19 protein-coding genes and 2 pseudogenes are annotated in these 22181 nt (G+C 67.4%); 11 read left to right on the forward strand and 10 right to left on the reverse strand.

Translation table 11 applies throughout. The annotated features are described in order from the left end of the window. Positions 1-174: pseudogene (locus H521_RS26525) on the forward strand (glycerol kinase); the annotation flags it as partial. A gap of 37 nt (positions 175-211) precedes the next feature. Here the strand turns inward: H521_RS26525 and trpD are convergent. Next, positions 212-1264 (reverse strand): anthranilate phosphoribosyltransferase, encoded by a 1053-nt coding sequence (trpD, locus tag H521_RS0118065; RefSeq protein ID WP_022894421.1) that lies wholly within the window; start codon positions 1262-1264, stop codon positions 212-214. A gap of 130 nt (positions 1265-1394) precedes the next feature. Between trpD and ctaE the strand changes: the two genes are divergently transcribed. From ctaE to H521_RS0118090, 6 genes and pseudogenes are all read left to right on the forward strand, one after another. Beyond that, positions 1395-2033 carry an aa3-type cytochrome oxidase subunit III gene (gene ctaE / locus H521_RS0118070; RefSeq protein ID WP_022894422.1) on the forward strand — a complete coding sequence of 213 codons (639 nt, stop codon included), beginning with the start codon at positions 1395-1397 and terminating at the stop codon, positions 2031-2033. A 49-nt stretch (positions 2034-2082) separates the two neighbouring features. Continuing rightward, positions 2083-2877 (forward strand): cytochrome bc1 complex diheme cytochrome c subunit, encoded by a 795-nt coding sequence (gene qcrC, locus H521_RS0118075; protein ID WP_022894423.1) that lies wholly within the window; start codon positions 2083-2085, stop codon positions 2875-2877. Positions 2878-2915: 38 nt separating this feature from the next. Next, a complete protein-coding gene (gene qcrA / locus H521_RS0118080; protein ID WP_022894424.1) occupies positions 2916-3992 on the forward strand; it encodes a cytochrome bc1 complex Rieske iron-sulfur subunit in 1077 nt (358 codons plus the stop codon). Beyond that, positions 3989-5596 carry a cytochrome bc1 complex cytochrome b subunit gene (qcrB, locus tag H521_RS0118085; RefSeq protein ID WP_022894425.1) on the forward strand — a complete coding sequence of 536 codons (1608 nt, stop codon included), beginning with the start codon at positions 3989-3991 and terminating at the stop codon, positions 5594-5596. The genes qcrA and qcrB overlap by 4 nt, the downstream gene beginning before the upstream one ends. A gap of 32 nt (positions 5597-5628) precedes the next feature. Beyond that, a pseudogene (locus tag H521_RS26695) lies at positions 5629-5751 on the forward strand (putative RNA methyltransferase); the annotation flags it as partial. A 48-nt stretch (positions 5752-5799) separates the two neighbouring features. After that, entirely contained in the window at positions 5800-6546 is a 747-nt protein-coding gene (locus H521_RS0118090; protein WP_245561019.1) for a methyltransferase domain-containing protein, read from the forward strand. Between the two features lie 132 nt (positions 6547-6678). On the opposite strand, the gene H521_RS0118095 is transcribed toward H521_RS0118090, so the two are convergent. From H521_RS0118095 to H521_RS0118115, 5 genes are all read right to left on the reverse strand, one after another. Beyond that, on the reverse strand, positions 6679-7110 hold the full coding sequence (locus H521_RS0118095) for a cytochrome c oxidase subunit 4 (RefSeq protein WP_022894427.1): 432 nt from the start codon (positions 7108-7110) through the stop codon (positions 6679-6681). Then, positions 7110-8846, reverse strand: a complete 1737-nt coding sequence (ctaD, locus tag H521_RS0118100) for an aa3-type cytochrome oxidase subunit I (protein ID WP_022894428.1) — start codon at positions 8844-8846, stop codon at positions 7110-7112. Before ctaD ends, H521_RS0118095 begins: the two co-directional genes overlap by 1 nt. A gap of 6 nt (positions 8847-8852) precedes the next feature. Continuing rightward, entirely contained in the window at positions 8853-9746 is an 894-nt protein-coding gene (ctaC, locus tag H521_RS0118105) for an aa3-type cytochrome oxidase subunit II (protein ID WP_022894429.1), read from the reverse strand. 200 nt (positions 9747-9946) lie between these two features. Further along, positions 9947-10297 (reverse strand): iron-sulfur cluster insertion protein ErpA, encoded by a 351-nt coding sequence (erpA, locus tag H521_RS0118110; protein WP_022894430.1) that lies wholly within the window; start codon positions 10295-10297, stop codon positions 9947-9949. A gap of 79 nt (positions 10298-10376) precedes the next feature. Then, positions 10377-11813, reverse strand: a complete 1437-nt coding sequence (locus tag H521_RS0118115) for a dipeptidase (RefSeq protein WP_022894431.1) — start codon at positions 11811-11813, stop codon at positions 10377-10379. A gap of 37 nt (positions 11814-11850) precedes the next feature. Here H521_RS0118115 and H521_RS0118120 point away from each other — a divergent pair, with 37 nt between their 5' ends. Next, positions 11851-12435 carry a DUF3043 domain-containing protein gene (locus H521_RS0118120; RefSeq protein WP_022894432.1) on the forward strand — a complete coding sequence of 195 codons (585 nt, stop codon included), beginning with the start codon at positions 11851-11853 and terminating at the stop codon, positions 12433-12435. Positions 12436-12453: 18 nt separating this feature from the next. On the opposite strand, the gene H521_RS0118125 is transcribed toward H521_RS0118120, so the two are convergent. Then, positions 12454-13605 carry an alkaline phosphatase family protein gene (locus tag H521_RS0118125; RefSeq protein ID WP_022894433.1) on the reverse strand — a complete coding sequence of 384 codons (1152 nt, stop codon included), beginning with the start codon at positions 13603-13605 and terminating at the stop codon, positions 12454-12456. Positions 13606-13678: 73 nt separating this feature from the next. Here H521_RS0118125 and H521_RS0118130 point away from each other — a divergent pair, with 73 nt between their 5' ends. Next, positions 13679-16153 carry a DNA gyrase/topoisomerase IV subunit A gene (locus H521_RS0118130; protein ID WP_022894434.1) on the forward strand — a complete coding sequence of 825 codons (2475 nt, stop codon included), beginning with the start codon at positions 13679-13681 and terminating at the stop codon, positions 16151-16153. A 125-nt stretch (positions 16154-16278) separates the two neighbouring features. Next, a complete protein-coding gene (locus tag H521_RS0118135) occupies positions 16279-17613 on the forward strand; it encodes an FAD-binding oxidoreductase (protein WP_022894435.1) in 1335 nt (444 codons plus the stop codon). Here the strand turns inward: H521_RS0118135 and H521_RS0118140 are convergent, their stop codons facing one another. Further along, complete coding sequence (locus tag H521_RS0118140; RefSeq protein WP_026482459.1) at positions 17614-19692, reverse strand: DNA gyrase/topoisomerase IV subunit B; 2079 nt, start codon at positions 19690-19692, stop codon at positions 17614-17616. 145 nt (positions 19693-19837) lie between these two features. On the opposite strand from H521_RS0118140, the gene H521_RS0118145 reads away from it, so the two are divergent. Next, complete coding sequence (locus tag H521_RS0118145; RefSeq protein ID WP_022894437.1) at positions 19838-20074, forward strand: DUF7455 domain-containing protein; 237 nt, start codon at positions 19838-19840, stop codon at positions 20072-20074. Between the two features lie 102 nt (positions 20075-20176). Here the strand turns inward: H521_RS0118145 and H521_RS24225 are convergent, their stop codons facing one another. Beyond that, a complete protein-coding gene (locus H521_RS24225; protein WP_022894438.1) occupies positions 20177-20914 on the reverse strand; it encodes a type 1 glutamine amidotransferase in 738 nt (245 codons plus the stop codon). Further along, entirely contained in the window at positions 20911-22176 is a 1266-nt protein-coding gene (locus H521_RS24230) for a Mur ligase family protein (RefSeq protein ID WP_022894439.1), read from the reverse strand. Before H521_RS24230 ends, H521_RS24225 begins: the two co-directional genes overlap by 4 nt. Positions 22177-22181: the final 5 nt, after the last annotated feature.

Consider the following 22181-nt stretch of genomic DNA (forward strand, 5'->3'; position numbering starts at 1 on the left):
GCAGCCGGTCTCGCGGTCGGCTTCTGGTCGAGCCTCGACGAGCTGCGCGCCAACTGGCAGGAGGATTCCCGCTGGGAGCCGAAGATGGACGGCGCCGAGCGCGATCGCCAGATCCGCCTGTGGAAGAAGGCCGTCACGAAGACCTTCGACTGGGTCGACGACGACGTGAAGTGAGACGCGGATCGCGTCGACGAGGGCCAGAGGCCGTTGCTCAGACCTTCGTCGACGCGATCCACTGCTCGAGCTTGCGAGCAGCCGCGCCGCTGTCGATCGCTGCTTCGGCGACGGCGATCTTCTCGGCGAAGCGGTCGAGGATCGCACGCTGCAACTGGCCCGGGTCCTTCGCCAGCTCGAACGCGACGAGCCCGGCAGCGGCGTTCAGCACGACGATGTCGCGAACGGGGCCGCGGGCACCTGCCAGCACCTCGTGCACGATTCCCGCGTTGTGGCTGGCGTCGCCGCCTTCGAGTTGGTCGATCGTGGCTCGCTTGATGCCGAGGTCGCGCGGATCGAGGTCGTGCTCCTTGACCGTGCCCAGCGACACCTCCCACATGTGACTGTGCCCGGTCGTGGTGAGCTCGTCGAGCCCGTCGTCGCCGCGGAACACGAGGGCCGTCGCACCGCGGGTCTGGAATACGCCGACGATGAGCGGAACCCGGTCGAGCTGCGCGACTCCGACCGCCGAGGCCTCAGGGCGCGCCGGGTTCACGAGCGGCCCGAGGAAGTTGAACACCGTGGGCACACCCAGTTCGGCACGGACCCGGCCGGCATGCCGGAAACCGGGATGGAACGCCGCGGCGTAGGCGAAGGTGATGCCCGCATCGCCGAGCACTGCGGCGACGCGCTCGGCGGGCAGGTCGAGGTCGAGTCCGAGTGCCGCCAGCACGTCCGACGATCCCGACGACGAGCTCGCGGCGCGGTTGCCGTGCTTGATGACCGGAACTCCGGATGCCGCAGCGACGATCGACGCCATCGTCGAGACGTTGACCGTGCCGAAGCGGTCGCCGCCGGTGCCGACGATGTCGAGTGCCATCGGATCGACCGGCAACGCCACGGCGTGCTCGAGGATCGCGTCTCGGAAGCCGACGATCTCGTCGACGGTCTCCCCTTTCACGCGCAATGCGATGAGGAAGGCGGCCAGCTGCGCCTCGCTGATCTCACCCGTCATGACCTGCTCCATGCACCACGCGGCATCCGAAACGCTCAGATCGGTGCCCTCGAGGAGGGAATTCAGGATGTCGGGCCAGTTCTGTCGTGCAGGCATGCGTTGATCCTATCTGCGGCATTCACGGCGAATTGGCGGCCTTCCCACAGCGCGACTTAGGGTTGCCTTACCGCCGTGAGGGGACACGACTCCCCCGGATGACGAAAACTCAGGCCTCGTTTCAGCCATAATGGGATGCGTGACGAGCACCTCAATCACTTATCAGGCGAGCGCGCCCCTGATCAAACGACCGAACACCGTTGCGGTGGGCACGATCGTCTGGCTCGGCAGCGAGGTCATGTTCTTCGCGGGCCTCTTCGCGATCTACTTCACCCTGCGGTCGACATCGCCAGATCTCTGGGCGTTCGAGGCCGACCGGCTGAACTTCCCGTTCTCGCTGACGAACACGATCATCCTCGTGCTGTCGTCGTTCACCTGCCAGTTCGGCGTCTTCGCCGCCGAGCGCCTGCAGCCGTATGCGACCGGGTGGAAACCGACCCAGTGGGGCATGGTCGAGTGGTTCTTCCTCACCTATGCCATGGGCGCGATCTTCGTCGCCGGCCAGGTGTGGGAATACGCCACGCTGGTCTCAGAGGGCATCGCGATCGACTCCAATGCCTACGGCTCGGCGTTCTACCTGACCACCGGGTTCCACGGCCTGCACGTCACCGGCGGCCTGCTCGCCTTCCTCTTCGTGATCGGCCGCGTCTTCGCGGTCAAGAACTTCGGTCACCGCGAAGCGACGAGCGCGATCGTCGTCTCGTACTACTGGCACTTCGTCGACGTCGTCTGGATCGGGCTGTTCCTCGTCATCTACGTCCTCAAGTAAGCCGCACCAGGAGCGTCAGCACAGCATGCCCGTGAACAGGAAGATACCCATGACTCGCCAGAAGCGACGCACCGGACGCCGGCACCCGCTCGCCACCGTCGCGCTCCTCGCGCTCGGCCTCGTCTTCACCGGTGGCGCCTACGCCGCGCTCAGCACCGGCACCGTCGCGCAGGCCGAGGCCGACCCCAGCTCGCAGCAGACGATCGAAGAGGGCAAGAAGCTCTTCGCCGCCAACTGCGCCACCTGCCACGGCCTCGCCGCGCAGGGCACCGACAACGGCCCGAGCCTCGTCGGCGTCGGCGCTGCAGCGGTCGACTTCCAGGTCGGCACCGGTCGCATGCCGATGCAGATGCAGGGGCCGCAGGCGCTCGAGAAGCCGGTGCAGTTCACCGATGAGCAGGTCAAGCAGCTGGCGTACTACGTCGCATCGCTCGGCCCCGGCCCCGACATCCCCTCCGACCACCTCACCAACGGCGGCGGAGATGCCGCCAACGGTGCAGAGCTGTTCCGCATCAACTGCGCGATGTGCCACAACGTGGCCGGTGCGGGCGGCGCTCTCACCCAGGGCAAGTTCGCTCCTCCGCTGACGGATGTCTCGGGCGTGCACATCTACGAGGCGATGGTCACCGGACCGCAGAACATGCCGGTGTTCAACGACCTGAACATCTCGCCGGAAGACAAGCGCGACGTGATCACGTACCTCAAGTACGTGCAAGACAACCGCTCGCCCGGCGGTATCGAACTCGGCTCGCTCGGGCCGGTCGCAGAGGGCCTGTTCATCTGGATCTTCGGTCTCGGCGCGATCGTCGCGATCACCGTGTGGATCACGGCGAAGTCCAACTAGCGCTCGCCCGGCATCGAAGTAGCTGAAGAAGGAGAACCATGGCACAGGACGACCACAGCGGCGCCGAGCTCGCCGCTGCCGACTCGTCGCACGCCGCGCACGACATCGATGTCTCGCCCGGAACTGCGGTCATCGTGGCCGATTCATTCGAGAATCCCGGCTTCCCGCCGCACCGTCCCCGCGTCACCGACGAGAATCCGAAGCGTGCGAACCGGGCCCAGCGCACCGTGTACACGCTCTTCTACCTCTCGATCGTCGGCAGCATCTGGGCCATCGCGGCGTACATGCTCTTCCCGATCGAGTCCAACGACGTCGGCGCGGTTCGCCTGAACAACATGTTCTTCGGACTCGGCTCTGCGCTCGCCCTGCTGGCCATCGGCTTCGGCGTGGTGCACTGGGGCAAGGCGATCATGGCCGACGTCGAACTGGTCGACGAGCGCCACCCGATCGGCGGCGCTCCCGAGACACAGGCGGCGGCCGTCAAGGTCTTCACCGACTCCGATCGCGAATCGGGCTTCACGCGCCGCACCGCGATCCGCAACAGCCTCATCGGCGCCCTGCTCGTCTTCCCGCTGCCCGCGGTCGTGCTCTTCCGCGGCTTCGCCCCGCAAGACCAGATTCCGGTCGAACAGCTCAGCCACACCATGTGGAAGAAGGGCACCCGCCTCGCACTCGACCCGTCGGGTGTGCCCATCAAGGCGTCCGACGTCACGATCGGCAGCGCCTTCCACGTCATTCCCGAGGGCCTCAGTGAACTCGAGCACGGCAAGCTCGAAGAGAAGGCGAAGGCCGCGGTGCTGCTCATGCGCCTCGAGCCCGACGAGCTCAACGAACTTCCCGACCGCAAGACGTGGTCGTACGACGGCATCGTCGCCTACTCGAAGATCTGCACGCACGTCGGATGCCCGGTGGCACTCTACGAGCAGCACACGCACCACCTGCTCTGCCCGTGCCACCAGTCGCAGTTCGACGTGGCGAACCACTGCGAGGTGATCTTCGGCCCGGCGAAGCGTCCGCTTCCGCAGCTCCCGATCGCCGTCGACGATGAGGGCTACCTCATCGCGCAGAGCGACTTCACCGAACCCGTCGGCCCGAGCTTCTGGGAGCGTCATTGAGCACCGCACCGTCCGCCACCGCGCCGCAGAAGCGGTCGTTCACCGCGGCTGCATCCGTCTACGTCAACGAGCGCACGAGCATCGCGGGCTTCGTCAAGGAGCTCGGTCGCAAGGCGTTCCCCGACCACTGGTCGTTCCTTCTCGGCGAGGTCGCGCTCTTCAGCTTCGTCGTCGTGCTGATCTCCGGCACGTTCCTGACGTTCTTCTTCCAGGCTTCGATGGCCGAGGTGCACTACGACGGCTCCTACGTGCCACTCAAGGGCGTCGAGATGTCGGTTGCGATGGCGTCGACCCTCGACATCTCCTTCGACATCCGCGGCGGCCTGTTCGTGCGCCAGATGCACCACTGGGCGGCGCTGCTGTTCGTGGCCGCCATCGGCCTGCACATGCTGCGCATCTTCTTCACCGGCGCATTCCGCAAGCCGCGTGAGTTGAACTGGGTGATCGGGTTCATCCTCTTCATCCTCGCGATGGCCGAGGGCTTCACCGGCTACTCGCTGCCCGACGACCTGCTCTCGGGCAACGGTCTCCGCATCATCGACGGCATGGTCAAGGGCATCCCGCTGATCGGCACGTGGACCTCCTTCCTGATCTTCGGCGGCGAGTTCCCCGGCACGCAGATCGTCGGACGGCTCTACACACTGCACATCCTGCTGCTGCCGGCACTCGTGGTCGCGCTCGTCGCGCTGCACCTCGTCTTCGTCGTCGTGCACAAGCACACGCAGTACGCTGGCCCGGGCAAGACGCAGCAGAACGCAGTCGGCCCGCCCATCATGCCGATCTACGCGGCGAAGGCCGGTGGCTTCTTCTTCATCGTGTTCGGCGTGCTCGCGCTCATCGCCTCGATGTTCACGATCAACCCGATCTGGAACTACGGCCCGTACGACCCCTCCCCCGTCTCGGCCGGCACCCAGCCCGACTGGTACATCGGTTTCGCCGACGGCGCCCTGCGGTTGATTCCGCCGGGCTGGGAGTTCGTCTGGCTCGACCGCACCTGGTCGTTCAACATCATCGTTCCGCTGGTCGTGCTCGGTGGCTTCATCGTCACCGTGCTGATCTACCCGTTCATCGAGGCCTGGGTCAAGGGCGACAAGCGCGAGCACCACATCGCCGACCGTCCGCGCAACGCTCCGACTCGCACGGCGATCGGTGCAGCGGGCGTCACGTTCTATGCCGGCCTCTGGGCGGCAGCGAGCTCCGACATCCTCGCCACGCACTTCTCGCTCACGATGGAAGGCGTGATCCACGCGCTCCAGGCGACCGTGATCGTCGGTCCGTTCATCGCGTACTTCATCACGAAGCGCGTGTGCATCGCACTGCAGAAGAAGGATCGCGAGATCGTGTTGCACGGCTACGAGTCGGGCCGCATCGTGAAGCTTCCCGGTGGCGAGTTCATCGAGGTGCACCAGCCTCTCGACGAGTACGACCGCTGGAGGCTCGTGAGCCAAGAGAGCTACGCGCCGCTCATGCTCCGCCCCAACGCCCGCGGCAAGATCACCGGCGGTGAGCGCACGCGCGCCGCGCTCTCGCGCTGGTTCTTCGAGGATCGCATCGCGCCGGTCACGAGGAGCGAGCTCGAGTCCGGCCACGACACCCACCACTGACGATCCGCCAGACGGATTCGGGCACCGCACTCATGTCGATCGATTCGACCTGGCTGCGGTGCCCGAACTGTTTTCACGATCTCGAGGCAATCACCGAGCGCGTGCTCGGCTGCGACTCCGGACACCGGTTCGACGTCGCGAAGCACGAGATCGTGACGCTGCTCCCCCCACGCGCTCCACGCACTGTCGGTGACGATCGCGCCATGCTCGACGCCCGTGCCGCGCTCCTGGCGTCTGGGGCGTACGCGCCGATCGCCGCGGCGATCGTGGCGGCCGCACGTCAGCACGCCGTGCGGCGGCCCTCTCGCTCCGACGACGGCGGCGACGACGACAAGGTCGCCGGCTCGAGTGACGATTTGAGGATCGTCGACCTCGGCTGCGGCACCGGCTACTACGCGGGCGCGCTCGCAGCGGAGCTGACGGGTGCCTCGGTGCTGCTGGCCGATCGATCCCCCACTGCGGTACGCCTGGCCACACGTGCCGTGCCCCGTGCGACCGGCGTGGTGCTCGATCTGTGGCGCCCCCTCCCCGTTCGCGACGGCACAGCGGATGTCGCCATCAACGTCTTCGCACCGCGCAACGCGCCCGAGTTCGCTCGCATCGTACGGGCCGCGGGCATTCTCATCGTCGTCGTGCCGAGCGCTGCGCACTTCACCGAGCTCCGGCGACTCGGTGCGACACTCGACGTCCCCGAGGGCAAGGCCGATCGTGTGACCGAGCAGTTCAGCGCGGCCGGCTTCGATCTGCGGCAGACGACGCGCGTCGAGTACCTTCTCGACACCGATGCCGAACTCAGGGTCCAACTGGTCGATATGGGGCCAGCAGCCCACCACCGCGCGAACGCCGCTGACGACGCCGCTGACCCATCGCCCATCGATGCCCAGCTGACGGTGACCGTCTCGGTCGACGTCGTCGTCTTCGAACGGGGCTCGACTGCCGGTGCTGATTAGCACCAGCAGTCGTTCGGTGAGCTCAGACCGCACCCACCAACCTGGTCATTCGGCCGTCGATCAGCGTCGGGAGGAACGCAGAACGGCCCCGGTGCGAGTTCGCACCGGGGCCGTTCTGGAGATCGCCGATCGTCAGCGAGCGAAGTTTCCGCGGTAGTACTCGTAGACCCAGCCGACGAGGCTGATGACGCCCAGCCCGACGGCGATGAACGAGATCCAGAATCCGATCGCGAGTCCGAGGAACATCAGCGCTGCGGCGCCGGCGAGCATGATCGGCCACCAGCTCCACGGGCTGAAGAAGCCGAGCTCGGCGTCACCGTCGTCGATGTTCGCGTCGAGGCGGTCTTCGGGAAGCTCCGCGCCCTGCGCCTTGTGCACTCGACCGAGGTAGAACGCGATGAAGGCGCTCAGCACGGCCGTGAGTGTGATCGCGACCGAGCCGGCCCACTCGGGGTGGTCGAGCCCGTTGGCCGCGTTGTCGGCCCAGCTCCACATGACGTACGTTCCGGCGACCAGCAGCAGGAAGACCGTCAGGATCCAGAACAGGTTGACGTTGGCGCGCATTACTTGATCTCCTCCGTCGCGGCGTCATAGGTGGGCGCCTGCGGGGCATCCTTCGCCGGTCCGATGCCGACCGGGATGCCGGCCTCGGGGTGGTTCAGGTCGAAGGCCGGGCGCTCCGAACGGATGCGCGGGATCGACGTGAAGTTGTGGCGCGGCGGCGGGCAGCTGGTCGCCCACTCGAGCGAACCGCCGTAGCCCCACGGGTCGTTGACCGTGACCTTCGGAGCCCGACGAGCGGTGAGGTACACGTTCAGGAAGAACGGGATCATCGAGATCGCGAGGATGCCCGCGCCGATCGTCGACAGCTGGTTCATCCAGGTGATGTTGTCTTCGGGCAGGTACGAGTAGTACCGGCGGGGCATGGCGACGACTCCGAGCCAGTGCTGGATGAGGAACGTCGTGTGGAAGCCGATGAACAGCAACCAGAAGTGCCACTTGCCGAGCGTCTCGTTCAGCATCTTGCCGGTCCACTTCGGCCACCAGAAGTAGAAGCCGGCGAACATCGCGAACACCACGGTGCCGAACACGACGTAGTGGAAGTGCGCGACGACGAAGTAGGTGTCGGAGACGTGGAAGTCGAGCGGCGGCGATGCGAGAATCACGCCGGTGAGGCCTCCGAAGACGAAGGTGATCAAGAAGCCGAGCGACCAGATCAACGGGGTCTCGAACGTAATGGAGCCTCGCCACATCGTGCCGATCCAGTTGAAGATCTTCACGCCGGTCGGCACGGCGATGAGCATTGTCATGAGCGCGAAGAACGGCAGCAGCACCGATCCCGTGACGTACATGTGGTGCGCCCATACGGTCACCGAGAGCGCGGCGATGGCGATGGTCGCGTAGATCAGCGTCTTGTATCCGAAGATCGGCTTGCGGCTGAAGACCGGGAAGATCTCTGAGACGATGCCGAAGAACGGCAGCGCGATGATGTACACCTCGGGGTGTCCGAAGAACCAGAAGAGGTGCTGCCAGAGGATCACACCGCCATTGGCCGGATCGAACACATGCGCGCCGAAGATGCGGTCGGCGCCGGCGGCCAGGATCGCAGCGGCCAGCACCGGGAAGGCCATCAGCACGAGGATCGAGGTCACGAGCGTGTTCCACGTGAAGATCGGCATGCGGAACATCGTCATGCCCGGCGCGCGCATCGTGATGATCGTGGTGATGAAGTTCACCGCGCCGAGGATGGTGCCGAAGCCCGAGAGACCCAGGCCGAGCATCCAGAGATTGCCGCCCACTCCTGGCGAGAAGGTCGTCGACGCCAGTGGTTGATAGGCGAACCAGCCGAACGATGCCGCACCCTGGGGGGTGAAGAAGCCGGCGACGGCCATCAGCGAGCCGAAGTTGAAGAGCCAGTAGGCGAACGCGTTCAGTCGCGGGAAGGCGACGTCGGGCGCACCGATCTGCAGCGGCATGAGCACGTTGGCGAAGCCCGCGAACAGCGGGGTCGCGAACATGAGCAGCATGATCGTGCCGTGCATCGTGAAGAGCTGGTTGTACTGCTCGCGCGTCTGGATGATCTCGAGGCCGGGCTCGAAGAGCTGCGCCCTGATGATCAGCGCCATCACGCCGCCGATGCAGAAGTAGATGAACGCGGTGATCAGGTACATGTACCCGATGACCTTGTGGTCGGTGGACGTGATCCACTTGACGAGGATGTTGCCCTTGCGTTCGACCTTGGATGCGCCGAACGGAAGCGTGCTCGCTGAGGGGCGAGCCGGTGCGGTCGTGGTGCTCATCGCGGCTTAGTGCTCCTCTTTCAATTCGGGCGCGCCCGTGCCGGGCATGTTCTGGTTGCGGTCGTATTCGTTCGACAACTGGCCCTCTTGGCCGGCGTCGCGAAGCGACTCGATGTAGTCGTCGTATTCGCCCTGCGAGACGACCTCGACGTTGAAGAGCATCAGCGAGTGGTACTCGCCGCAGAGCTCGGCGCACTTGCCCGCGTAGGTGCCTTCACGCTCGGGCACGAACGACATGTAGTTGGTCTTGCCCGGGTACATGTCTTTCTTGTACAGGAAGTCGACCACCCAGAACGAGTGGATCACGTCGCGGGACTCGAGCTCGATCTCGACATTGGCGCCGACGGGCAGATAGAGGGTCGGCAGCTCGGACTGCACGAGCGAGCCCTTCGGGCCCTCGTCGGAGAGCTGGCCCTGGATGCCGGGAGAGTAGACGTCTTCGTTGACGTAGTTGAAGTCCCAGGCCCACTGCTTGGCGATGACCTCGACCTTGACGTCGATGTCTTCCTCGGCGAAGCGCTGCTCGATCGCCGCTTGATCACGTGCCGTGAAGGCGAAGAAGCCCAGCACGAGGATCAACGGGATGATCGTGTAGAAGACCTCGATCGGCATGTTGTACCGAAGCTGCACCGGCAGGCCGGTCTGGCCCTTGCGGCGCCGGTAGGCCACGATCGCCCAGATCGTCAGGCCCCACGTGATGACACCCACGATCAACAGGACGATCCACGACGTGACCCAGAGTCCGGAGACGCGCTCGGTGTGGTTCGTGACCGGCGCCTCCCCCTCGACGAATCCGGGGAGGAATCCGTTCAACTGAGCCTGCGTGCACCCTGCGAGTACGAGGCTGAGCGACGCTGCGATAGGAATAGCAGCCCATCGGAGACGGCGATTGTGGCGCACCGGTGACCTTTCGGGAGACTCGAAGGCGCTTCACAGTGAAGCGCGTTGATCGATGTCTAGCCTACTCCGACTCGACCCCCGGGGCGTGCATCCGAACGCGGTGTCGGGCGCGGCGCACCGCCGAATTCACCCGCGATCGGCCGAAAACACCGAAGGGAGGCCGCGATTGCGGCCTCCCTTCGGAGCAGTCGTGGGGTGGCTCAGTGGAACGAGTCACCACATGCGCAGCTGCCTTCGGCATTGGGGTTGTCGATCGTGAACCCCTGCTTCTGGATGGTGTCTTCGAAGTCGATCGACGCCCCATCGAGATACGGCACGCTCATCTTGTCGACGACGACCTCGACGCCCTCGAAATCGACGACGGCGTCACCGTCGAGGAGCCGCTCGTCGAAGTACAGCTGGTAGATCAGGCCCGAGCAGCCGCCCGGCTGCACGGCGACCCGCAGGCGGAGGTCGTCGCGACCCTCCTGCTCGAGGAGGCTGCGCACCTTGTCGGCGGCGGGGTCGCTCAGCTTGACGCCGTGCGCGGTCTCGATGATCGTGTCGCTCATGTCTCTCCTCGGTGCGTCAGGGAACGCGGAACCTTCTCCTATGGTAACCGCCGAAACGGAGACCGCGTCCGGCACGCGCTCAGGAATCTTCGCTTCGCGCGTCGAGACGCGCCAGAAACAGCGCTTCGGCGAGGAGCGCCCGCTGGAAGACGCCGAGGTGCAGCGACTCGTTCGGGCTGTGCGCGCGGGAATCAGGGTCTTCGACACCCGTCACGAGGATCTGCGCCGAGGGGAACTCCGCGACGAGTTCGGCGATGAACGGGATCGAGCCGCCGACGCCGATCTCGACCGGGGCCTTTCCCCATGCCTCCTCCATCGCGGCGTTCGACTCGGCGACCGCCCATCCCGAGGTGTCGACGAGGAAGGGCTGACCGAGTTCGAACGCGTCGAACTCGAGCTTGGCGCCGAACGGCACGTGCTGCTCGAGGTGCGATCGAATGGCAGCCAGCGCATCGACATCCGTCTGGCCTGGGGCGACACGCGCACTCAGCCGCACGGCGACACTCGGCACGAGCGTGTTCGAGGCATTGGCCACGGTCGGCGCATCGATGCCCGTGATCGTGATCGACGGCTGGGCCCAGATCCGGGAGAGGATCGTGCCGGTGCCGATCGGCGTGACGCCGTCGAGCAGGCCGGTCTCGGCGCGCAGTTGCGCTTCGTCGTAGGCCGGCGTCTCGAGGTCGGCCGAGGTCAGCCCCTCGACGGCGACGGATCCGTCGGCGTCGTGCAGCGTCGCGAGCAACTGGATGGCGGCGAGCATCGCGTCGGGCACCGCGCCGCCGAACATGCCCGAGTGCGAGGCGTGGGCGAGCGTCGACACGCGCAGCCGGAAGGCGACCGCACCGCGCAGGGCGACCGTGAGCGACGGCGTCTCGAGATCCCAGTTGCCCGAGTCGGCGACGACGATCGCATCGGCTTCGAGCACGTCGCGGTTCTCGCGGAGGAAGTTCGCGAACGACAGGGAGCCCGACTCCTCTTCGCCCTCGATGAAGAGCGCGATGCCGAGGTCGAAGTCGGCACCGAGCACCTCGGTGATCGCCCGGATCGCGCCGATATGCGCCATCACGCCGGCCTTGTCGTCCGCCGCGCCGCGGCCGTACAGCCGGTCGCCGCGAAGCGTCGGCTCGAACGGCGTCGACTCCCAGTCGGTGTCGTCGCCGGGGGGCTGCACGTCGTGGTGGGCGTAGAGCAGCACGGTGGGTCGCCCGTTGCGCGCGGCTCGGCGAGCCACGACGGCCGGCTTGCCCATCGGGGCATCCGCTTCGTCGCCGATCGCGGCGCGCCGGATCTCGACGAGATCGAAGACACCGAGCCCGCGCACGAGCTCGGCGACGGCCTCGGCGCTCGCCTCCACGTGCGCCGCATCGAACGCCGCCCACGAGACGGACGGGATCTTCACGAGGCGCGTGAGATCGGCGATCGTGGCGGGAAAAGCGGCTTCGACGGCGCCGCGCAGGGCGTCGCTCGTCGTCGGGAGGTCGGTGGTCGCGCCGTCGGCGGGAAGAGACTCGGTCATGCCGGTAATCTTAAGGGGAACCGATTCGAGGACTCCCGTGGCCAAGCAGCCGAACAACACCGATGAACCGGGCGCAGAGACGCTCGAAGAGACCCAAGCCCGCCTGAAAGCCGGCAAGGGCACGCCGACGCCCAGTCGCGCCCAGCAAGAGGCCGCCCGCAAGCGACCGCTCGTGCCGAACGACCGCAAAGAGGCCGCGAAGCAGGCCCGTGCCAAGGCGAGCGAATCGAGAGAGCGCGCCCGGGTGGGCATGGCGCTCGGCGATGAGCGCTACCTGCCTGCCCGCGACCGGGGCCCGCAGAAGAAGTACGTGCGCGACTACGTCGACGCCCGCTTCAGCATCGGCGAGGTCCTGATCCCGGTGATGTTCGCCGTGATCCTGTTGACCTTCGTGCCGATGGCAGAGGTGCAGTCGATCGGCATCCTCGCCCTCTGGGCATTCTTCCTCGTGGCCGTCATCGACTCCGTCGTGCTCGGCTTCATCCTGACGAAGAAGCTCGCCACGAAATTCGGCGCAGACAAGGTCGAACGTGTGCGCTGGTACGCGGCGATGCGTGCCCTGCAGCTGCGCCCGCTTCGCCTGCCGAAGCCGCAGGTCAAGCGCGGTCAGTACCCCGCGTGATCGGATGCCGCGGCGGCGTCAGTTCCGAGCGAACACGCCGCCGCGGATGAGCGGCACCCGCGTCTCGTCGTCGCTGAGCGAACCGTGCTGGCCGATCATGGCCTCCGCCTGACGGTTGGCCTCACGGCGGTCGTAGTAGGCGATGCCGGCACGTGCCGCGACGACGATGTCGCCGATGCGCGAACGAACGGCATCATCGACGACCGGCCCGTAGAGCCCGGCGTCGATCGCCTCCTGCCGGCTCAGCACCCACGACCTCCGCCCCTCGGCGACCCTCCAACGGTCGACGACGACGGAGCGCCCCGCCTCGGGCAGCCCGGGCTCGAAGTAGAGCGAGAGGCATCGCGGTTCTCCCCCGACATGACGCACGCCGTCGAGCAGCTCGGGCTGCGCATCGATGAAGACGTGACGGTGCTCCGGCACGTCGATGACCCCGTGGTCGGCCGTGACGAGCAGGCCGGTGCCACGGGGCATCCGTCGTTCGAAGTCGGCGAGTTCGGCGTCGAGGGTCTCGAGGTGCGTCAGCCACCGATCGGACTGCCAGCCGTGGGCGTGCGCCGCCTGGTCGAGCTCGGGCACGTAAAGGTACACGAGCGCGGGCCCTCCGGTCGACACGAGACGCTCGGCCTCGGCGAAGCGATCGGCGATGGACGCCGCGGAGCGATACTCCGCACCGCGGAGCACCGCTTGCGTGAAGCCCGAGTCCGAGTATCGCGCTGCACCGACGGCATAGCTCGGGATGCCCTCCTCGCGCATGGACTCGAACAGGGTCGGCACCCGCTGCCACGTCTCGGGGCGCATGCCGTCGTCCCACCCGCTCAGCTGGTTGACGAGGCGATCGTGTTCGGCGTCGAGCACCCGGTAGCCGACCAGGCCGTGCTCGCCCGGTCGTCGCCCGGTGGCGAACGTCGCGATTGCGGCGGCGGTCGTCGATGGGAAGACGGTGCGGATCACGTCGCGCTTGGCCATGCGTGCAGCGAGGAAGCGCGCGTGCCCGGAGCGAGCCTGGATGTTCGCGGCTCCCAGCCCGTCGACGAGCACGACGACCGCGCTCGACGCGAGCGGAAGGTCGAAGTCGTTCGGAAGGCCCCGCAGGCTCGCGAACGAGCTGCCGAGCACCCCGGCAAGGCGCGGGGCGGTGTCGGCGGGCAGCGGTAGCATGGCAGACATCGCGCCCAGTCTTCCATAGGCAGGGCGCGCCCCTGTTCCCTGCGTGCCCGCACGCCCGCCCCAGAGACGACGGATGACCCGAGCCAAGAATCAGCCCGCGCAAGACCCGATCGTCGAGCGCATCGAAGATGTCGACGTCGCCACCGAGATGCAGGGCTCGTTCCTCGAATACGCGTACTCCGTCATCTATTCGCGCGCGCTGCCAGACGCACGCGACGGGCTGAAGCCCGTGCAGCGCCGCATCCTCTACCAGATGACTGAAATGGGGCTGCGGCCAGACCGCGGTCACGTGAAGTCGGCTCGCGTCGTCGGCGAGGTCATGGGCAAGCTGCACCCGCACGGCGACACGGCGATCTACGACGCGCTCGTGCGCATGGCCCAGGCTTTCACCCTGCGGGTGCCGCTCATCGATGGCCACGGCAACTTCGGCTCGCTCGACGACGGCCCCGCGGCACCGCGCTACACCGAGGCTCGCCTCGCCTCGCCGGCGCTCGCGATGACCGAGGGGCTCGACGAGAACGTCGTCGACTTCGTGCCGAACTACGACAACCAGCTCACGCAGCCAGAGGTGCTTCCCGCCGCCTACCCCAACCTGCTCGTCAACGGCGCGAGCGGCATCGCCGTGGGCATGGCGACCAACATGGCGCCGCACAACCTGATCGAGGTCATCGGGGCCGCGCGCCACCTGATCGCGCACCCGAACGCGACGCTCGACGATCTCATGGAGTACGTTCCCGGCCCCGATCTGCCCACCGGCGGCATGATCGTCGGCCTGTCCGGCATCAAAGACGCCTACGCCACCGGTCGCGGCAGCTTCAAGACGCGCGCCAAGGTCAGCGTCGAGTCGATCACGGCGCGCAAGACGGGCCTCGTCGTCACCGAGCTGCCGTACCTCGTCGGCCCTGAGAAGGTCATCGAGAAGATCAAAGACGGCGTCAATGCGAAGAAGATCAGCGGCATCTCCGATGTCACCGACCTCACCGACCGCACCCACGGCCTGCGTCTCGTCATCGGCATCAAGACGGGCTTCAGCCCCGAGGCCGTGCTCGAGCAGCTCTACCGCCTGACCCCGCTCGAAGACTCGTTCAACATCAACAATGTCGCGCTTGTCGACGGCGGCCCGCAGACGCTCGGCCTGCGCGAGCTGCTGCAGGTCTACGTCGCCCACCGCATCTCGGTCGTGACGCGCCGCTCCGAGTACCGCCTCGCCCGCAAGCGGGAGCGCCTGCATCTCGTCGACGGCCTCCTCATCGCGATCCTCGACATCGACGAGGTCATCCAGCTCATCCGCGGCAGCGACGACACCGCCGCGGCCCGCGCCCGCCTCATCGAGGTCTTCGACCTCAGCCAGGTTCAGGCCGACTACATCCTCGAGCTGCAGCTGCGCCGGCTCACGAAGTTCTCGCGCATCGAGCTCGAGGCCGAACGCGACAAGCTCCGCGCCGAGATCGCCGAGCTCGAGGCCCTGCTCTCGAGCCGGCACCGCATCGAGGCCCTGGTCTCCGACGAACTGGCCGAGATCTCCGAACGCTTCGGCACCCCGCGCCGCACTCTTCTGACCGACGCCCGACCGAGCATCGCCGGCGCGGCGGCCAAGCGAGCAGCGGCCGTGCTCGAGGTCGCGGATGTCCCGTGCCGGGTCTTCCTCTCGGCCACCGGGCGCATCGCCCGGGTCGACCTGCCCATCGGCGACGACGGTGCCCCCACCATCACGGCGCCGGCGCGTCGCAGCAAGCACGACGCCATTCGCTCGGTGCTCGACACGACGAGTCGGGCCGAGATCGGCGCGGTCACGAGCCTCGGCCGGCTCATCCGCTTCACACCGGTCGATCTGCCGATGCTGCCACCGACCTCGGTGCAGCTCGGCGCCGGCGTCAAGATCGGTGACTACCTCGCACTGCCGAATCGCGACGAGAAGGTGCTCGCGATCGTGTCGCTCGATGCCGATCGCTCGATCGCGCTCGGCACGAAACAGGGCATCGTGAAGCGCGTCGCCACCGGCGCGTATCCCGGAAAGCCCGAGTTCGAGGTCATCGGCCTCAAGGCGGGCGACGAGGTCGTCGGCGCGGTGCAGGGCGACGAGAGCGACGAGCTCGTCTTCGTCGCCTCTGACGCCCAGTTGCTGCGATTCGCCGCCTCGGCGGTGCGACCGCAGGGCTGCCCGGCGGGCGGCATGGCCGGAATCAACCTCGGCGCCGGAGCGCACGTGATCCATTTCACGAGCCTCCCCGCCGATGCCGCTGCGGACTCGGTCGTCGTGACGATCGCCGCCAGCACCGACACCCTGCTCGGCACCGACCCCGGCAGCGCGAAGGTGAGCGAACTCGCGGAGTTCCCCGCGAAGGGCCGCGCGACCGGCGGCGTGCGCGCACAGCGTTTCCTGAAGGGTGAAGACGCGTTGCACCTCGCGTGGGTCGGCCGCTCCCCCGCACTCGCCGTGGGCCCCGACGGCTCGGCTCGAACCCTGCCCGATCCCGGCGCCAAACGCGATGCATCGGGCCAGCCGCTCGAGGCAGTGGTCGGTGCGATCGGCACGCGCATCGGCTGACACCTCGACCGGCTCGCGATGCGATGCTTGACGGCCGAGCTGGTGAGGAGCATATTCAGCCGTGGCTGCATCCCTCGCCCGCGGCTGTCGGCAGTGGGCGCGCCACTGCCTGAACGGAGTGCTGAATGAGCTCGACGATCCTGCGCGACGCGATTCGAGGGCGCGTTCTCGAACCCGGCGACATCGACTACGACGAGGCGCGAACGGTCTGGAACGGCATGATCGATCGCCGGCCGCGGTACATCGTGCAGTGCCTCGATGCCGACGACGTCGCCGAGGCGGTGCGATTCGCTGCGAACGAGCATCTCGACATCAGCGTTCGCTGCGGTGGTCACGGCATCGTGGGGCACGCGGTCGCTCATGACGGGCTCATGATCGACCTGCAGCCGATGGGCGCGGTCACGGTGGATCCCGCTGGTCGCCGCGCACGCGTGCAGGGCGGCGCGCTGCTCGGCGAACTCGATCGCGCCGCGCAGCGCTTCGGACTCGCGACGACGGCGGGCAATGTGTCGCACACGGGCGTCGGCGGGCTCACGCTCGGGGGCGGCATGGGGTGGCTGGCGCGCCAGTACGGCCTGGCCTGCGACAACGTCGTCTCGTTCGAGGTCGTCGTGGCCAGTGGCGAGCGGCTCCGGGCCGACGCCGACTCGCATCCTGAACTGTTCTGGGCCCTTCGCGGCGGCGGGGGCAACTTCGGGGTCGTCACCGAGTTCGAGTTCGCGCTGCATCCTCAGCCGGGTCATGTGGTCGTCGTCGAGCTCCAGTACCCGCTTGCCGAGGCCGGCCCGCCGATGCGCCTCTGGAGGGATCTGAGCCGTTCTGCGCCGCGCGAAGCGACGTACACGGCAACCATCGGCGGCGCCACCGTGAACCTGGGCTTCGTCTGGGTCGGCGAGCCCGGCGAAGGCAGCGCGCTCGCAGCGATCTTCGATGATGCGCTGACCGCCGTCGGCTCCCCCGAGCGCCGTTCGGTCGAGCCGATGTCGTATCTGCAGCTGCAGTCGCGCGAAGACGAGGTGAAGGGCCACGCCTGGCGCAGGTACTGGAAGGGCCACTACTTCAACGAGCTGAGCGATCAGCTCATCGACACACTGCTCGCCCGCGACGCCGACGGCCTTCCCGACGTGAGCCTGCAGGCGTACGGAGGAGCGATCGCCGATGCGGCCGATGGCGAGAGCGCATTCTCGAGGCGCGATGCGGCTTTCGAGTTCGTCGCCGCTTCACGCTGGCGCGATCCCACCGACGACGAGCTGCGCATGAACGCAGCCCGAGCGTACGCCGCGACAATGGACGGGTTCGCGAGTGGCGCCTACGTGAACGTGCTCGGCGACGACGGCGAGCACGGACTCCGGCGGGCGTATCCCGAAGCGAAGCTCGCCCGTTTGACCGAGGTGAAGACGACCTACGATCCCGAGAATGTCTTCCATCTCAACCAGAACATCCGGCCCGCGGCATCCTGATCACGCGTCGATGCGGTCGCGCTCCAGCGCATCCGCGCTGTCGATGATGAACTCCTTGCGCGGCGCCACGTCGGTGCCCATGAGGAGTTCGAAGACGCGCCCGGCATTCTCGACGTCGCCGATGCCGACCTTGCGGAGGGTGCGCTGACGACGATCCATCGTGGTGGTCGCGAGCTGGTCGGCATCCATCTCGCCGAGGCCCTTGTATCGCTGGATCGGGTCTTGGTAGCGCTTCTTCTGGCGGTCGAGCGTCGCGAGCACGCCCTTCAGCTCGGCTTCGGAATAGGTGTAGATCGTCTCGTTCGGCTTCGATCCGGGATTCATGACGACGACCCGGTGCAGCGGCGGCACGGCCGCGAAGACGCGACCGTGCTCGATCATCGGGCGCATGTAGCGGAAGAAGAGCGTGAGCAGCAGCGTGCGGATGTGCGCACCGTCGACGTCGGCGTCGGCCATCAGGATGACCTTGCCGTATCGAGCGGTCTCGAGGTCGAAGCTGCGGCCGGAACCCGCACCGATCACCTGGATGATCGACGCGCACTCGGCATTGCCGAGCATGTCGGCGACGCTCGCCTTCTGCACGTTCAGGATCTTGCCGCGGATCGGCAACAGCGCCTGGTGTTCGCTGTCACGGGCGAGCTTCGCGGTGCCCAGTGCCGAGTCACCCTCGACGATGAACAGTTCACTCTGCGCGACGTCGTTCGAACGGCAGTCGACGAGCTTGGCCGGCAGCGACGAGCTCTCGAGCGCGTTCTTGCGGCGCTGGGTCTCTTTGTGCGCCCGCGCCGAGATGCGCGACTTCATCTCGGCCACGACCTTGTCGAGCAGCAGCGACGACTGCGCCTTGTCGTCGCGCTTCGTCGAGGAGAAGCGAGCGCCGAGCTCTTTCGTCAGCACGTTGGCGACGATCGCACGTACGGCAGGTGTGCCGAGCACCTCTTTCGTCTGGCCCTCGAACTGCGGCTCGGGCAGTCGAACCGTGACGACCGCGGTGAGACCGGCGAGCACGTCGTCTTTCTCGAGCTTGTCGTTGCCCGCCTTCAGGCGCCGGGCGTTCTGTTCGACCTGCTGGCGGAGGAACTTCAGCAGCCCCTGATCGAAGCCCGCCTGGTGCGTGCCGCCCTTCGGTGTCGCGATGATGTTCACGAACGACCGCATGACGGTCTCGTAGCCGGTGCCCCAGCGCAGCGCGATGTCGACGGTGCACTCGCGTCGCAGCTCGGTGGGCACCATCGCTCCCCCGTCGGTGAGCACCGGCACGGTCTCGGTGAACTCCCCGGTGCCCGTCAGGCGCCACACATCGGTGATCGGGGCATCCGTCGCCAGGTGCTCGACGAACTCCGAGATGCCGCCCTCGAACTGGAACGACGTCGTGTGCGGTGTCTCGCCGCGCTCGTCGGTGACGTCGAGCGCGATGCCCGGCACGAGGAACGCGGTCTGGCGTGCGCGTGAGAGCAGTTCTTCGGTCTGGAACTCGGCGCCCTTGGTGAAGATCTGCCGGTCGGCCCAGTACCGGATGCGGGTTCCGGTGACGCCCTTGGCAACCTTGCCGACGACGCGAAGCTCGCTTCGCTTCTCGAAGGGGGTGAACGGTGCGTCGGGCGAGGGAGCGCCGGAGTCGGCGAAGTTGCCCGGCTCGCCTCGGTGGAACGACATCGCCCAGGTCTTGCCGTCGCGATCGACCTCGACGTCGAGCCGCTCCGAGAGCGCATTCACGACGGATGCCCCGACGCCGTGCAGCCCGCCGGAGGCCGCGTAGGAGCCTGAGCCGAACTTGCCACCGGCGTGCAGCTTCGTGAACACGACCTCGACACCCGAGAGCCCGGTCTTCGGCTCGATGTCGACGGGGATGCCCCTGGCCTGGTCGCGCACCTCGACGCTGCCGTCAGGGTGCAGCGTCACGCCGATCTCGTTGCCGTGACCCGCGAGCGCCTCGTCGACGGAGTTGTCGATGATCTCCCAGAGGCAGTGCATGAGGCCTCGGGAATCGGTCGAACCGATGTACATGCCTGGCCGCTTGCGCACGGCCTCGAGGCCCTCGAGCACGGAGAGATGGCGGGCGGAATAGTCGGAGCTCACGTCGGTCAAGCCTACTGAGGCATACCGACACTTCGGTTCAGGCGCTACGCGCTGAGCGAAATGCCCGGCCCAACGGAAGGAACCTGCCCTCCCGCGTGTTTTCATTGATGAACGGAACACCGAGCATGAGCACGAAGGAGGAGCCATGACCCAATACACCGAGACCACCGGTGCGGTCGATGAACTCGAGACCCCTTACGAGCTCACCGCGCTCGATCGATGCGACGCGTGCGGCGCCCAGGCGTACATCCGCGTCGTCGTCGCAAGTGGCGAACTGCTGTTCTGCGCCCACCACGGTCGCAAGCACCAGGAGAAGCTCTCGCAGATCGCGCACAGCTGGCACGACGAGTCGAGCAAGCTGCTGACCGACGACCGTCACTGACCCACACCGACTTCAGAACGCCCCGGCTTCGGCCGGGGCGTTCGTCGTTTCACGGGCATGTCTGCGTCGGCATCGGCGCCGACATGCCCGGAACGCGTGAACTCAGGAAACCGGAACGCTCACGCCGGCAACGGCGAGTTGTGCGGCCCGCGCGGCCGCGGCATACCCGTCGACGGTTCGCGCCTGTTCGCCGGGCGTGTACTCCTGACCGGAGCGCGCCGCGATGGTCGAGAGCAGGTGGTCGGCGAACACCGGGTTCTTCGCGAGGATGGGCCCGTGCATATGCGTGCCGTAGACGCTGCCCATGACGGCGCCCTCCTGCCCGGAATCGCGCCCGTTGCCGTGGCCGGCGCGCACGCGCCCCAGTGGCGAGCCCTCGGCTCCCACGTAGTCGCGCGCGTGGTTCTCGAAGCCCACGAGGGCGCCCAATCGCGGTGCCGCGATGACGAGATCGCCGGTGACCCTGCCAGCGCGGGGCACGGCGCGCCCCGGAAGGATGCCGAGCCCTTCGATCGAACGGCCGTCGTGCAACTCGACGCCCCAGCTGAGCAGTTCCCAGCCGGTGCCGATCGACAGGATCGGCACGCCTTCGGTGCCCCAGCGGCGCAATTCGTCGTGCATCGTGAGCAGGGCAGCACGGCTCGGCTCGAGCGCCGAGTCACTGCCGGAGCCGAGCACGACCGCATCGACCCGTGAGGGAAGGGCCTGCGCCGACTCGACGTCGACCACGGTCGCCTCGAGCCCGGCCCAGCGGGCACGGGCAGCGAGCACGTGAGCGTTCTGAGCGTCGCCATTGGTGTTCTGGAGGCGAGGCAGCAGCGACACGATCGTGAGGGTCATTCTGCTCCTGCGAGTCCGAGATGGGCGCGGGTGCGGCGCATGGAGTCCGCGGTGAAGACGATCGTCTTCACCCCGTTCGCCGGCGTCGGCATGGCGAGGAAGTCATCGAGTGCGCGGTCGAGATCCGGCTCGACGCGATCGATCGCGACGCCGTCGTAGGCGAGCATCAGCGCCGCCTCGGCGGCCTTCGACCCGCTGACCACGCTGACCCGGCCGAGGGATGCGGCATTCGTCGGCCAGAAGTACGAGGGGTCGCGCACGTCGGACCCGACCGCGAAGAGGATCTGCTCGGTGCCGGGCGCGATGCTGTCGACGTTGAGCTGGTAGCTCGCGGGGTTCTGGACGAGCACGAAATCGACCTCGTGGCCGCGCACCGTCGCCCGCTCACCGCGGCCGAAGACCGCGGGGATCGAGCTGAGCGCCTCGGTGGTGAGCTTCGCCGAGAATCGATCGCCGAGCACGGCATGGGCCGTCGCATACGCGGCCGCGGCGTCGACGGCGTAGTGCACACCGCGTGCCGGAAGGGACGTGGTGACGCGGTCTCGGCCGTCGTCGAGGGTTGCCGACCGACCGTCGACCGATTCGACTCTGACGCCCGGCCGCTGTTCGTCGATCTCGAGGCGCGACTCGGATGTCTCGGTGTACCCGAGGCCGCGAGGCGCAGTGGCCAGCACCGCCTGCGCCACGCCGAACCGGTGCACCGCGACGCCCGGTCGTACGCGCGCCGCGAGCCGTTCGAGGTAGGCGTCGTCGGCATTGACGACGACGGCCTCACCGGCCCGTGCTGCGATGCGTGCGAGCATGCCCGCGACCATCTCGGAGTCGTGGAATCGGTCGATCTGGTCGACCATCACGTTCATGAGGGTGACGACGCGCGCGTCGACGCCCTGCATCACGAGCGCGCCGTGGCCCTCGTCCATTTCGAGCACCGCGACGTCACCGGGCACTCGGCCACGCCAGTCGGCCTGCTCGAGCAGCGCCGAGGTCAGGCCCTGGCTGATGTTCGCGGTCGACGGATTGGTGAACACGTCGACCCCGTGGGCGCGCAGGATGGCGACGAGCATCTTCGTCGTGGTCGACTTGCCGCTCGAGCCCGAGACGACGACGAGCCCCTGCGGGAAGCCCGACAGCGTGCGCTTCAGGTAGCCGGGGGCGATGCGATTGACGACCAGCCCCGGAACGGCCGATCCGCCGCCGGGCTTGCGCAGCCGGGCGGCGAATCGGGTGAGCCTGCCGACGAGGATCGCCGGCGCGTAGCGCACTCGCG

This window comes from Agromyces subbeticus DSM 16689 (assembly GCF_000421565.1).
GTDB lineage: Bacteria > Actinomycetota > Actinomycetes > Actinomycetales > Microbacteriaceae > Agromyces > Agromyces subbeticus.